Below are 12,389 nucleotides of genomic sequence, written 5' to 3' on the forward strand. Positions count from 1 at the left end.
ACCTTAATCGATCCCCCCACCCCACCCGAGGCAACAGGCCCACCACCCCGTACCCGGCCCCGACGCGGCCCCGGTCGACCCGGGCCGCCGATCCCCGGTGTCCCGCCGCCCCCCGCGGCGCCGCTCGCGGCACACTGCCGGGATGGGTTACCTCCTCGTCGCCGCGTGCGCCTCGCTCGCCGTCTGGCTCTGGCTCACTCTGGGCCACGGCATGTTCTGGCGGACCGATACGCGCCTGCCTCCCCGGCACGCCCCCGCCCACTGGCCGTCCGTCGCGATCGTGGTCCCGGCCAGGGACGAGGCCGAGGTGCTGCCGCACAGCCTGCCCTCGCTCCTCGCGCAGGACTATCCCGGCGGGGCCGAGGTCGTCCTGGTCGACGACGGCAGTACGGACGGCACGGGCACCCTCGCCCGGCAGCTGGCCGGGGAGCACGGCGGGCTGCCCCTGACGGTCCTCTCCCCCGGCGAGCCCGGCGCCGGCTGGACCGGCAAGCTCTGGGCCCTGCGGCACGGCATCGCGCACGCGACCTCCGACGCCCGCTCCGGCATCGGCCCCGACGCCCGTTCCGACGCCCGCTCCGGCATCCGCCCCGACGCCCGTTCCGGCATCCGTCCCGGCGCCCGCCCCGACTACCTGCTCCTCACCGACGCCGACATCGCCCACGAACCCGACAGCCTGCGCGAGCTGGTCGCCGCCGCGACCTCGGCCGACCTCGACCTGGTCTCGCAGATGGCCCGGCTGCGCGCCGTCAGCGTCTGGGAGCGGCTGATCGTGCCGGCCTTCGTGTACTTCTTCGCCCAGCTCTACCCCTTCCGCCGGATCAACCGCCCCGCCTCCCGTACCGCGGCCGCCGCCGGCGGGTGCGTCCTGCTGCGCACCGAGGCGGCCGTGCGGGCCGGGATCCCGGAGTCGATCCGGCAGGCCGTCATCGACGACGTCTCCCTCGCCCGGGCGGTCCAGCGCACCGGTGGGCGGATCTGGCTCGGCCTCGCGGAGCGGGTGGACAGCGTGCGCCCGTACACCTCCCTCGCGGACCTGTGGCGGATGGTCTCGCGCAGCGCCTACGCGCAACTGCGCCACCAGCCCCTGCTCCTGGCGGGGACGGTGGCCGGGCTGGTCCTGGTCTACCTCGTGCCGCCGGCCGCGCTCCTCGCCGGCCTCGCCGCCGGCCGGCCCGCCGTCGCCTGGACCGGCGGTCTGGCCTGGCTGCTGATGTCCGGGACCTACCTGCCGATGCTGCGCCACTACCGCCAGCCGGCGGTCCTCGCGCCGCTCCTCCCGGTCACCGCGCTGCTGTACCTCCTGATGACCGTCGACTCGGCCGTGCAGCACTACCGCGGACGCGGGGCGGCATGGAAGGGCCGTACCTATGCCCGCCCCGATGAGGCCTGAAACCGGACTCCGCCCCTCGACTTCACGTCCTTCGAGGTCACGGGGTTATGACGCCCCGTCAGCACGAGGCCGGCGCGCCATCCGTGCAACACCCAACCGGTGAGTACGAGTAGGAGCAAGACGGGGCGGAAGTGGCTAAATCGTGCACGTGAACAAGAAGTGAAAGCTGTGGCCCTGACCTGCGAATATGCAGGTCAGGGCGGTGTTGACGACACCTCGCTATGGACCCGGTGAAGTCGTGGGCTTAACTTAGGTCCATGACCTCCCCCCGCTCCACTTATGGCGGCGGTTACTACTCCGCGCCCTCCTTCCCGGACACCCCTATCTACGACTCCCTCGTCGCCGAACGCGGGACCCCGCAGATCGCCCCGATCCGCGTCCCCGCCGCCTACGACTCCCCGAGTTCGGGCTACTCGAGCGGTGGGTACCTCCCGGCTCTCGCGTCCTCGCTCCCCGCCCTCCCGGCAGCGCTGCCGCCCGCCCGCCCGCAACAGCAGCAGGCGCCGGCGTACGGCTACCCGTACCAGCAGCAGGCCGCGCCCCAGCAGATGCCGCACATGCAACCGATGCAGCAGATGCCCCCGATGCCGCAGCCCATGTCGATGCCGATGCCGCTCCAGCAGGCGCCGGTGCCGTACGTGCCGCAGCAGCCGCAGCCGTTCGCGGCCCGCACGGGTTACGTGCCGCAGCCCCAGCCGCAGCAGCCCCGCCCGGTGGCCACGGGCACCGGGTACGAGGCGATGCGCCCGGCCGCGCCGCGTCCGATGCAGGCGCAGCCCGCGCCCGTCCCGGCCGCCTCGTTCGAGGACCCGTACGGACGTCCGTACCAGCCGCAGGGGCGCGGTTACTGACCGCCGCGCCCTGCCGGCCTCCTGCGACGAGGTCGCCGCGGAGTCCGTGAGGCCGGCTGGCAGTATTTGCCCATGGTGAAACTGCGTGTCCAGGAGCTCCACGTCCATCCCGTCAAGTCGGTGGCGGGGACGGCACCCGACGAGGTGGCCGTGGAGCCCTGGGGGCTGTCCGGTGACCGCCGGTGGGCGGTGGTGGACGGGGAGGGCGCGGTCATCACCCAACGCCAGCAGCCGAGGCTGGCCTTGGCGCGGGCCCGCCCGCTGGGGGGCGGCGGGTTCGAGGTCTCGGCGCCGGACATGGCGGATCTGACGGTGGAGGTCCCGGGACTGGGTCCGCTGGAACCGGTGATGCTCTTCGGCAAGAAGATCGAGACCGTGGCGGCGGCCCAGGCCGCCGCCGACTGGTTCACCGCCTACCTGGGCGTACCCGCCCATCTGGTGCACCTGGACGACCCGGCCGTACGTCGGCCCGTCGATCCCCAGTACGCGCTGCCCGGCGAGACCGTGAGCCTCGCCGACGGCTATCCGCTGCTGATCACCACCCTCGCCTCGCTGGACGCGCTCAACGTGCTGATCGCGCAGGGCAGCCATCCGGACGAGGGTCCGCTCCCGATGAACCGGTTCCGCCCGAACGTGGTGGTGTCCGGAGCCGAGGCGTGGGCCGAGGACGGCTGGGAGCGCCTCGCGATCGGCGACGCCGTCTTCCGCGGGGCGCGCGAGTGCGGCCGCTGCATCGTGACGACCACCGACCAGACGACGGCGCTCCGGGGCAAGGAGCCGCTCCAGACCCTGGCCAGGCACCGGCGGATCGGGAAGTCCCTGGCCTTCGGGCGGCTGCTGGTGCCGGTGCGGCCGGGGACGCTGCGGGTCGGCGACGAGGTGCGCGTCCTGGCGTGAGGGCGGGACGGCGTCCACGGCCGCACCGGGGAGCGATGAGCCGCCAGGGGGCCGGTGGGACCACCCGGATTGACACCTTCGAGGGGCTCTCGCGCCACCCTGGAACCAACCGCCACCGTCTGCCCGTTGGAACATCCGGGACGTGAGCACCGGATCGGGTGACACACGTCTCGCGCGTCCCGGAATGCGGGTGGCCGGGGCATGCGGGAGGCTGGGACGGCAGACAGGCGCTGACTGGCACAAGTAGGGGGAGCCGGACCGTGCGGACAGCAATGGGAGTGTGGCGTTGGCGGCGCAATCCGCTGCGCCGCCAGACGGATCTATTCGAGGCCTGGGTGGCCTTCGCGGCGCTGCTGTGCGTCCTCCTGGTGGCTCCGGCCATCGGCTGGGCGGCCGGCCTGCGGGTGGACGGCACGCTGCAGCGGGCCGTGCGCGAACAGCGCGAGGAGCGTCATCTCGTACCGGCGGTGGTGGTCCGGCCGACACCGGATCCGCTCCTCGGCGCGGCCACCGACCCGGCGGCGCAGCGCCAGGCCCCGCAGCGTACGCAGATCGTCGCCTCGTGGACGGCGCCCGACGGCAGCAACCACCAGGGCACCGTGCCGGCCGCGGAGGAACCGCCGCATCCGGGCGACCGGTTCCGGATATGGACCGATACGCACGGCCGGATCGTCGGGCAGCCCCTCGACCCCTCCTCCGCCAGTTTCCACGCGGGCGTGGCCGGGCTCGCCGCGGCCCTGGGCATCGCCGCGCTCGTGGAGACGCTTCGCCGCCTGGTCGTACGAAGGCTCATGCATCGGCGGTACATCCGGCTGGACCGCGCGTGGGCCGCGGCGGGACCTGACTGGGGCCGGGCTGACGCGGGCAGCTGACCGGAAAACTCAACGGTCAGCTGGGTATGGCGGGGTAGCCCCTCGGCGGTGACGGTCGGGGGCTGCTTGCGGGGGCTTCGGCGGGTTCGGTCAGGTGGTTGCCGGGGTGAGGGTGACGTCGTGGCCGAGGGCCTTGAGTTGGCGGACGAGGTCGCGGCTCTTGCGGTGGGGGTCGAGGTTGCGGGTGTGCCAGTCTGCGCCGAGGTCGCGGTAGCGGGCGGTGGGGTCGTTCATGAGGTGCCAGACGGAGACGAGGATGGAGCGGGCGACGGCGACCAGGGCTTTCATGTGGCCGCGGCGTTTGACGAGGCGGCGGTAGCGGGCGCCGAGGAAGGTGTCGGTGCGCGCGGCGGAGATCGCTGCCTCGCCCAGGGCTCCCCGGAGCCAGGGATTGCCCTTGCCCGTCGGCCCGGAGGTGTTCTTTCCCCCGGACTGGATGGTGCGTGGGGAGAGTTTCGCCCAGGAGACAAGGTGGCCGGCGGTGGGGAAGACGGACATGTCCAGGCCGGTCTCGGCGAGGATCACCTGCGCGGTGCTGGGGCCGACGCCGGGGATCTCGTCGAGGCGTTCCACGTCGGTGATCGGGATTAGCGTGCCCTGTCCGGGGCCTTCGTGGTCCTCGGTGGTGGACAGCTCGGCCAGGCGGATGGTGATCCGGGCGGTGAGCTTGTCGATCTGCACGGTGAGGTAGTCGACGGTGTCCAGCAGCATCCGGCACATGAAAGCGTGATGCTCCTCGAAACGCCCGGTCAGGGCTTCGGCGAGGGCGGTGTGGCTGGCCTTGATCGTGCCGTGAGCCAGCTCCGCGAGGGCCTTGGGGCTGCGCTCGCCCGCGATCAGGGCCTCCAGCATCGCGCGTCCGGAGACGCCGAAGATGTCGGCAATCACGGTGGACAGCTTGATCTGGGCGTCCTCGAGGAGCTTCTCGGTGCGCTGCTTGTGCCGGGTGCGTTCATGGGTCATCACCGCACGTGCCCGGGTGAGGTCGCGCAGTTCACGGACCGGCTTCGGGGGCACGAACGAGGCCCGGAGCATGCCGCGCTCGGCCAGCTTCGCCAGCCAGACCGCGTCCAGGCGGTCGGTCTTGGGCCGGCCCGGGACGTTCTTGACGTCACGGGCGTTGACCAGCCAGCACTCCAGTCCCCGGGATTCGAGGAGGAAGAAGTACGGCTTCCAGTACGTCGAGGTGGCCTCCATGACCACCCGGGTGACGCCCTGGCAGATCAGGTGGTCGGCCAGGTCCAGGATCGCTCCGCTGGTCGCGACGGTGTTGAAGACCCGCTGCACGCGCTTGCCGGGCTCGTCTTCGTGCGGGGTTCGTACGCAGACCATGCCCGATGCCTTGGCGATGTCGATCGCGGCGACCCGTGCCACGAACTCCTCGGCCTGCTCGATCTCCTCGGTGTCACCGTTGTCGGTGTCCGCCATGTGTCACTCCCCGGTGTCGATCCGTACGGGCCGACGCCTGCCCAGGGGGCCGCGGGGGGAGCGAGAATCTGACCGGCGTGCTCGATGGCAACAGTGCGTGGCCCCTCTGCGGCCCCGGCACCAGACTGACCTACGGGCTCAACGTCCCAACGAGCTACCGGCATCGGCGGGCAAGCGCCGCACCCATGTTTTCACGCCAGCAGGCGTACCCGAAGGGAACAGGAGGACTGACCTGGCAACTCACCGGCCCCGCGCGCGCTACGGTGGAGCGCCGGAGCGGCTGCTCCGGACAGCGGCCGGACACGACCAGCAGCCGGACACACGGAACACGAGGGTGGGGGCACGACAGCACCATGGCTCAGGGCACGGTCCAGGTCACGCACGGCGGTTCCTCGCGGTGGCGTCGCCGCTCCGGTGATTATCCGACGCTGAGCGCCGCGCTGGCCGCGGCGGGCGACGGCGACGTCCTGTCCGTCGCGCCCGGCACCTACCGGGAGAACCTGGTGCTGCACCACGCCGTGACCCTGCGCGGCCCGGAGGGCTCGCTGGGTTCGGTGCGGATCGCACCGCTCGACGGGGTCGCGCTGACCATCCGCGCCTCGGCCGTCGTCCAGGACCTCCATCTGGAGGGCCAGGACCCCACGGCGCCCGCGCTCCTCATCGAGGACGGCTCCCCCGAACTCACCGACCTGCGGGTGAGCACCCGCTCGGCGGCCGGCATCGAGGTCCGCGGAAGCGGTGCGCGGCCGCTGGTGCGGCGCTGCACGGTGGAGAACTCCGCCGGAACCGGCATCGCCGTACTGGACGGCGGGGGCGGGGTGTTCGCCGACTGTGAGGTCGTGGCCGCCGGCCAGACCGGGGTCTCCGTGCGCGGCGGTGGCCGCCCCCGGCTGGAGCGCTGCCGGATCCACCACGCCACGGGCGCCGGCATCGCCGTGACCGGCGACGGCTCGGGCCTGGAGGCGCTGGGCTGCGAGGTCTACGAGATCAAGGGCGCCGGCGTGCAGATCGCCGCCCGGGCCACGGCCGTGCTCACCGACTGCGCGGTCCACCGCACCACGGCCGACGGGGTCACCCTCGACACGGACGCCGTCCTCACGCTCGCCGGCTGCGACATCCACGACATCCCGGAGAACGCGGTGGACCTGCGTTCCCGCTCCGTGCTCACCCTCAGCCGCACCGCCGTCCGCCGCTTCGGCCGCAACGGCCTGTCGGTGTGGGATCCGGGCACCCGCGTCGTCGCCGACTCCTGCGAGATCCACGACAGCACCGGCGACTATCCCGCCGTCTGGATCAGCGACGGGGCCGGGGTCTCGCTGGACTCCTGCCGGGTGCACGACGTACCGGACGCGCTGTTCGTACTGGACCGGGGTTCCCGGGTGGACGTCGTGGACAGCGACATCTCCCAAGTGCGCAACACCGCCGTCTCGGTGAGCGACGGGGCGACGGCCCAGCTCGACGACTGCCGGATCCGGGAGGCCGCCACGGGCGCCTGGTTCCGCGACCACGGCAGCGGCGGCACCCTCGCCAACGTCTCCATCGACTCGGTCCAGACCGGCGTGATCGTCACCAAGGGCGCGGACCCCGCGCTGGAGCGGTGCACGGTCAGCTCACCCGCCGAAGCCGGCTTCTACGTGTCCGCGGGCGGGCGCGGCACCTTCACGGCGTGCCGGGTCACGGGCAGCGCGGGCTTCGGTTTCCACGTGATCGACGGCTGCCGCACGTCCCTGCACCGCTGTCACACCGAGCGCTGCGCGCGCGGGGGCTACGAGTTCGCCGAGGACGGCCCCGTCGCCGAGGACTGCACGAGCGACGAGTCCGGGCCGCGCCTCGCCGCCCGGTCCCCCTCCGGTGTGGGCGCCGGCCCGGGTGCGGGCACCGCGGTGGCCGGGGAGCGTACGGGGATCCGTACGGTAGCGGCCGCGCCGGGCCCCGTAGCGGCGGCCACGGCCGAGCGGGTGCCGGCCCAGCGGCCGGCCGACGAGGCGGACGGCGCCGCGACCGGGCCGCCCGCGGCCCGCGGATCGGTCGAGGTGCTGGGGCACCTGGACGCGCTGGTGGGACTGGACAGCGTCAAGCGCGAGGTCCGCGCGCTCACCGACATGATCGAGGTGGGCCGCCGCCGGCAGCAGGCGGGGCTCAAGGCCGCCTCGGTCCGCCGCCACCTGGTCTTCACCGGCTCCCCCGGCACCGGCAAGACCACCGTGGCCCGGTTGTACGGGGAGATCCTGGCCTCCCTCGGGGTACTGGAGCGCGGACACCTCGTGGAGGTGTCCCGGGTCGACCTGGTCGGCGAGCACATCGGATCCACCGCGATCCGCACCCAGGAGGCCTTCGACCGGGCGCGCGGCGGGGTGCTGTTCATCGACGAGGCGTACGCGCTGGCGCCCGAGGACTCGGGCCGCGACTTCGGGCGCGAGGCGATCGACACGCTGGTGAAGCTGATGGAGGACCACCGGGAGGCGGTGGTGGTGATCGTCGCCGGGTACACGGCGGAGATGGACCGCTTCCTGACCGTGAACCCGGGGGTGGCCTCGCGCTTCTCCCGGACCATCACCTTCGGGGACTACGGGCCCGGGGAGCTGCTGCGGATCGTGGAGCAGCAGGCCGAGGAGCACGAGTACCTGCTCGGCGAGAAGACCTCCGAGGCACTGCTGACGTACTTCACCGACCTGCCCAAGGGGCCCGCCTTCGGCAACGGCCGCACCGCCCGCCAGACCTTCGAGTCGATGGTCGAGCGGCACGCGGGGCGGGTCGCGCAGCTGTCGGAACCGAGCAAGGACGATCTCACCCTGCTCTACCCGGCGGACCTCCCGGACCTCTGACGACCGCCCCTCAGACGTCCCGGCGCATGCACACCCGGGGCCAGCGGTCGAGCCCGTGCGCGGCCTCGCGGTCACGGATGTCGCGCAGCCCCGGCCCGAGGCCGCCGTCGTCCAGGCTCCGGAATCCGCACCGGACGTAGTACGGGGCGTTCCACGGCACGTCGCTGAAGGTCGTAAGGGTCAGCGCCGGGGCACCCTCCGCCCGGGCCCGGTCCGCCAGGTGTTCCAGCAAGGACCGTCCGATGCGGCGGTGAGCGCGGTCCGGGTGCACGGACACCTGCTCGACGTGGAGGTTCCCGTCGATCCGGTCGGCGAGGAGGTAGCCGACCGGGGTCCCCGTCCCGGCGGACCCGGCGGACCCGGCGCCCTCGGCGGACCCGGCGCCCTCGGCGGACCCGGCGCCCTCGGCGGCCACCCACGCCAGCCCGGCCCGCCGGTAGCCGAGGAGTTCCTCCAGCGGGAGCGGTTCGTCGTCGGCGATCTCCGGCATGCCGATGGCGCGGAAGCATTCCCCGGCGGCTCGCTCGATGTCCTGCAAGAGGGGCAGCTCGTCGATGTGTGCGGCTCTGATCAGCATGTGTGGCATTGTCCCGGGCAGGGACCGGTCGGCGAAGCGGGTTCGCCACCCCCTTGAGCGGACAACTGACGGACCGACAGCTAGGGTGACAGCCCGCCGGACGCCACCGGCCGTCCGCCGAACCGAGGGAGTTCCCCATGGCCCGCCGACTCCGCCCCGTAGGGCTGGACTTCATCGAGGTGGCCCCGATCCGCCTGGTCTTCGCCGGCCGGACCACGGCCGCTCCGGAGGAGGTGTACCGGGCGCTGGCCGAGGAGTTGGAGGGCTGGCCGAGCTGGTTCCGGGCCGTCACCCTGGCCCGTCCCACCCACGGCGGCGCCGGGCGCGAGATCAAACTGGCGGGCGGGGTCCGCTTCCAGGAGACGATCATGGCCGCGGATCCCGAGCGGCGCTACGCGTACCGGGTCGACGAGACCAACGCCCCGGGCATACGGGCCCTGCTGGAGGAGTGGCGCCTCGCACCCTCCGGCTCCGGCACCCACGTCCAGTGGACCTTCGCCGCGGACGGCCCGGCCGCCGTCCACTTCGGGCTCGCCGCGGCCCGCCCCGCACTCGGGCACTCGTTCCGCTCGGCGGTCCGCGCGCTGGACCTGCGGCTGGCGAAGCGGCGGCACGGGGCGCGTCAACAAGGGGACCAGTAGGGGGATCAGCAAGGGGACCAGTAAAGGGATCAGTACGGTGGGTCCTGCCGTGAGGTGCCGTCAGGGCGGATGCCGACGACCCTGTCGACACCCCGGTACCGTTCGGCCAGTTCGCCGTAGCCTCCGGCGGTCCACACCCGGAGGCGGAACTCGTGCAAGGTCAGAGCCGCCCGTTCACCGTCGAAGTGCACCCGGGCGCACCGCCCGCAGTACCAGCCCTGGAGCCAGAGCCGCTCGGCGGCGGGCAGACCGGGCCGCACCCTCGCGCCGTACGCCCGGTTCGCCAGGGCGATCGCGACGAAGAGGCAGACGGCGCCCAGAAGGGCGACCGCCGAGATCACGCCGAGGAGGATCAGGTCCGCCTCCTGCCCGGAGGGCTCGTCCCATCCCGGGTACGGATACTCCGGCCCGGGCTCCGTCGTGAACCAGTGCCCGGCCAGGGAGCCGACCAGGAAGGTGCCGATCGACACGAGCACCAGGACCGCACCGAGGCAGCCGCGCCCCTGGACGGACGGGGTGGGCGGGGTGGGCGCCAGGGCCCGGGCGAGGCGCGAGACGACCTCCCGGTTCACCGTCCGCCGGTCGCTGCCGACACCGGTCTCCTCGCGGACGTTGCGGTGCCCGTCGAGGAACACCGCCTGCACCGCACGCACTTCGTCGGAAGCACCGCAGCCGGGACACACGGGGAGCGAGGCGGTATCCGCTGCCGGGCCCTGAGCGGGCCGCGCAGAGACCGCGTCCCGGGTCCGCCCGTCCCGCTCCGCCCTGTTGTACTCGATGCCCGCCATGGTCCCCCCGAGGCTGCTCCGTGATCGAAGTCCGCACAGCGTAAGCGGCTGGCGCGGGCACGCCTAAAGGGTTGTCGTCACGGGCCCGTCACGGTTCAGACCGCCGGGTGCCGCACCGCCAGGTCCCCGTAGCCTCCCGCCGACCAGACCCGGGTCCTGAACTCCTGGAGTGTCATGGCCCGTTCCCCGGCGAAGTGGACCGTGCCGCAGCGGCCGCAGTACCAGCCCTCCGCCCAGACCCGGTCGGCGGCCACCCGGCCCGGTTCGGTCCGGCGGCGCCAGGCCCGTACGGACCGGCCCGACAAGGCGTACAGGAGCGGGCCGAGGACCAGCGAGGCCGCCGATATCCAGCCGAGGTAGGTCGTGGGGTCCTCGATGCCGAAGGGGAGGTCGCCGTCACCCCCGGGGAATCGCGGCGGCGTGCCGCCCTCGAACCACTTCCCCGCGATCCCGCCCCAGACGAACGCGCCGATCGACACCAGGACGAACAGCGCCCCGAAGCAGCCCAGCGCGCTGTCGTCCGGCTCGTCCGGGGCCACCGCGAGGGCCTTGGCCAGCGCCGAATTCTCCTCGCGGGTCGTGACGTTGTCGCCGTCTCCGCCCTTGCTCTCCGTGCTCAGTTTGGCCTTGGCCCGCAGGTACGCGGCGGACACGCCGAGCACCCGGTCCTCCCGACCGCACCGGGGACAGCTCAACGAGCCCTCGCCGCGCCCGCCTTGGCCCCGTACGCCCGCACCGCTGTCCCTGAACTCCGCCATCGCTCCCCACCCCGCACCGCACCGCCGGCGCGGCTCCACCCGCCCCGCACCCCGAAGTCCGCACAGCGTAGCCAGCGGACCCGGCACCGGCCAGGGAAAACGTTTCAGCCGATGGGCTCGCTCCACACGCCGGTCTCCAGCATGGTGTCGAGGGTCCGCGCGTACGGGGCGATGTCGAGCCCCTGCTCCGCCAGCCACGCGTCGGAGTAGTACTTGTCGAGGTAGCGCTCGCCCCCGTCGCAGAGCAGGGTCACGACGCTGCCCGTGCGGCCCTCCGCCACCATCTCCGAGATGATCTTCAGTGCGCTCCACACCCCGGTTCCGGTGGAACCGCCCGCCTTGCGGCCGATGACCCGCTCCAGCGCCCGGCACGCCGCGACGCTCGCGGCGTCGGGGACCCGCATCATCCGGTCGATGGCCCCGGGGACGAAGCTCGGCTCCATCCGGGGACGGCCGATGCCCTCGATGCGGGAGCCGCATTCGCTCGTCGCGTGCGGGTCGCCCTGCGTCCAGCCGTCGAAGAAGCAGGAGTTCTCCGGGTCCGGGACGCAGATCCGGGTGTCGTGCTGCATGTAGTGCACGTAGCGGGCGATCGTCGCGGAGGTGCCGCCGGTGCCGGCCGTGGCCACGATCCAGGTGGGCTCTGGGTAGCGCTCCAACCGCAGCTGCTGGTACATCGATTCGGCGATGTTGTTGTTGCCGCGCCAGTCCGTCGCGCGCTCCGCGTACGTGAACTGGTCCATGTAGTGACCGCCGGTGCGGGCGGCGAGCTCGGCCGACTCCTCGTAGATCTTCATCGCTTCGTCGACGAAGTGGCACTCGCCGCCGTGGAACTCGATGAGCCGGCACTTCTCGGGGCTCGTCGTCCGCGGCATGACCGCGATGAACGGGACGCCGATCAGCTTGGCGAAGTACGCCTCCGAGACCGCGGTGGACCCCGACGAGGCCTCGATGACGGGGCGGCCGGGGCGGACCCAGCCGTTGCAGAGGGCGTACAGGAACAAGGAGCGTGCGAGACGGTGCTTGAGGGAGCCCGTCGGGTGGGTGGACTCGTCCTTCAGGTAGAGGTCGATGCCCCAGGCCTCGGGGAGCGGGAAGCGCAGCAGATGGGTGTCGGCGGAGCGGTTCGCGTCCGCCTGCACCTTGCGCACGGCCTCTTTCAGCCAGGCGCGGTAGTCCGCGTCGCTGTGGTCGACGTCGATGGTAGTGGCGGTCGTACCGGTGGTGGTGCTCATGCGCCGTGCTCCTTCGTACTTCCCGATGTCCCGAGTGCGCGCCGGGCGTCGCCGCGCACCGCCCGCTTTCGAAATGTACCCCGCCCACCTGCACAAACGGTCACTTTGGGTATCTATGCGAATC

General features: G+C 72.7%; 11 protein-coding genes. 6 read left to right on the forward strand and 5 right to left on the reverse strand.

From position 1 onward, the window contains the following. Positions 1-142 precede the first annotated feature (142 nt). The 4 genes from OG435_RS06650 to OG435_RS06665 all read left to right on the forward strand — a co-directional run bounded on the left by OG435_RS06650 (position 143) and on the right by OG435_RS06665 (position 4,013). On the forward strand, positions 143-1,393 hold the full coding sequence (locus OG435_RS06650; protein ID WP_266875874.1) for a glycosyltransferase: 1,251 nt from the start codon (positions 143-145) through the stop codon (positions 1,391-1,393). A 257-nt stretch (positions 1,394-1,650) separates the two neighbouring features. After that, positions 1,651-2,244 (forward strand): DUF6643 family protein, encoded by a 594-nt coding sequence (locus tag OG435_RS06655; RefSeq protein WP_266875875.1) that lies wholly within the window; start codon positions 1,651-1,653, stop codon positions 2,242-2,244. A gap of 72 nt (positions 2,245-2,316) precedes the next feature. Beyond that, the gene (locus tag OG435_RS06660) at positions 2,317-3,141 is read left to right on the forward strand and encodes an MOSC domain-containing protein (protein ID WP_266875876.1); all 825 of its coding nucleotides are present in this window, start codon (positions 2,317-2,319) and stop codon (positions 3,139-3,141) included. Between the two features lie 260 nt (positions 3,142-3,401). After that, positions 3,402-4,013 (forward strand): Rv1733c family protein, encoded by a 612-nt coding sequence (locus OG435_RS06665; RefSeq protein ID WP_266875877.1) that lies wholly within the window; start codon positions 3,402-3,404, stop codon positions 4,011-4,013. Positions 4,014-4,103: 90 nt separating this feature from the next. Here the strand turns inward: OG435_RS06665 and OG435_RS06670 are convergent, their stop codons facing one another. Continuing rightward, a complete protein-coding gene (locus OG435_RS06670; protein ID WP_266875878.1) occupies positions 4,104-5,441 on the reverse strand; it encodes an IS110 family transposase in 1,338 nt (445 codons plus the stop codon). Between the two features lie 353 nt (positions 5,442-5,794). Here OG435_RS06670 and OG435_RS06675 point away from each other — a divergent pair, with 353 nt between their 5' ends. Further along, positions 5,795-8,266 carry a right-handed parallel beta-helix repeat-containing protein gene (locus OG435_RS06675; protein WP_266875879.1) on the forward strand — a complete coding sequence of 824 codons (2,472 nt, stop codon included), beginning with the start codon at positions 5,795-5,797 and terminating at the stop codon, positions 8,264-8,266. Positions 8,267-8,276: 10 nt separating this feature from the next. On the opposite strand, the gene OG435_RS06680 is transcribed toward OG435_RS06675, so the two are convergent. Next, entirely contained in the window at positions 8,277-8,843 is a 567-nt protein-coding gene (locus OG435_RS06680) for a GNAT family N-acetyltransferase (RefSeq protein ID WP_266875880.1), read from the reverse strand. A 137-nt stretch (positions 8,844-8,980) separates the two neighbouring features. Between OG435_RS06680 and OG435_RS06685 the strand changes: the two genes are divergently transcribed. Continuing rightward, a complete protein-coding gene (locus OG435_RS06685) occupies positions 8,981-9,484 on the forward strand; it encodes an SRPBCC family protein (RefSeq protein WP_266875881.1) in 504 nt (167 codons plus the stop codon). Positions 9,485-9,513: 29 nt separating this feature from the next. On the opposite strand, the gene OG435_RS06690 is transcribed toward OG435_RS06685, so the two are convergent. The 3 genes from OG435_RS06690 to OG435_RS06700 all read right to left on the reverse strand — a co-directional run bounded on the left by OG435_RS06690 (position 9,514) and on the right by OG435_RS06700 (position 12,265). Next, entirely contained in the window at positions 9,514-10,272 is a 759-nt protein-coding gene (locus tag OG435_RS06690; RefSeq protein WP_266875882.1) for a hypothetical protein, read from the reverse strand. A 95-nt stretch (positions 10,273-10,367) separates the two neighbouring features. Beyond that, positions 10,368-11,030, reverse strand: coding sequence for a hypothetical protein (locus tag OG435_RS06695; protein ID WP_266875883.1), 663 nt, complete (start codon positions 11,028-11,030; stop codon positions 10,368-10,370). 104 nt (positions 11,031-11,134) lie between these two features. After that, positions 11,135-12,265 (reverse strand): PLP-dependent cysteine synthase family protein, encoded by a 1,131-nt coding sequence (locus OG435_RS06700; RefSeq protein ID WP_266875884.1) that lies wholly within the window; start codon positions 12,263-12,265, stop codon positions 11,135-11,137. Positions 12,266-12,389: the final 124 nt, after the last annotated feature.

The sequence above is a fragment of the Streptomyces sp. NBC_01264 genome (assembly GCF_026340675.1).
Classification (GTDB): Bacteria; Actinomycetota; Actinomycetes; order Streptomycetales; family Streptomycetaceae; genus Streptomyces.

Bases quoted from the DNA above. Each gene is read 5' to 3' on its own strand.
- OG435_RS06700 (WP_266875884.1), bottom strand. From the start codon at position 12,265: ATGAGCACCACCACCGGTACGACCGCCACTACCATCGACGTCGACCAC.
- OG435_RS06690 (WP_266875882.1), bottom strand. From the start codon at position 10,272: ATGGCGGGCATCGAGTACAACAGGGCGGAGCGGGACGGGCGGACCCGG.
- OG435_RS06695 (WP_266875883.1), bottom strand. From the start codon at position 11,030: ATGGCGGAGTTCAGGGACAGCGGTGCGGGCGTACGGGGCCAAGGCGGG.
- OG435_RS06685 (WP_266875881.1), top strand. From the start codon at position 8,981: ATGGCCCGCCGACTCCGCCCCGTAGGGCTGGACTTCATCGAGGTGGCC.
- OG435_RS06670 (WP_266875878.1), bottom strand. From the start codon at position 5,441: ATGGCGGACACCGACAACGGTGACACCGAGGAGATCGAGCAGGCCGAG.
- OG435_RS06655 (WP_266875875.1), top strand. From the start codon at position 1,651: ATGACCTCCCCCCGCTCCACTTATGGCGGCGGTTACTACTCCGCGCCC.
- OG435_RS06680 (WP_266875880.1), bottom strand. From the start codon at position 8,843: ATGCTGATCAGAGCCGCACACATCGACGAGCTGCCCCTCTTGCAGGAC.
- OG435_RS06650 (WP_266875874.1), top strand. From the start codon at position 143: ATGGGTTACCTCCTCGTCGCCGCGTGCGCCTCGCTCGCCGTCTGGCTC.
- OG435_RS06660 (WP_266875876.1), top strand. From the start codon at position 2,317: ATGGTGAAACTGCGTGTCCAGGAGCTCCACGTCCATCCCGTCAAGTCG.
- OG435_RS06675 (WP_266875879.1), top strand. From the start codon at position 5,795: ATGGCTCAGGGCACGGTCCAGGTCACGCACGGCGGTTCCTCGCGGTGG.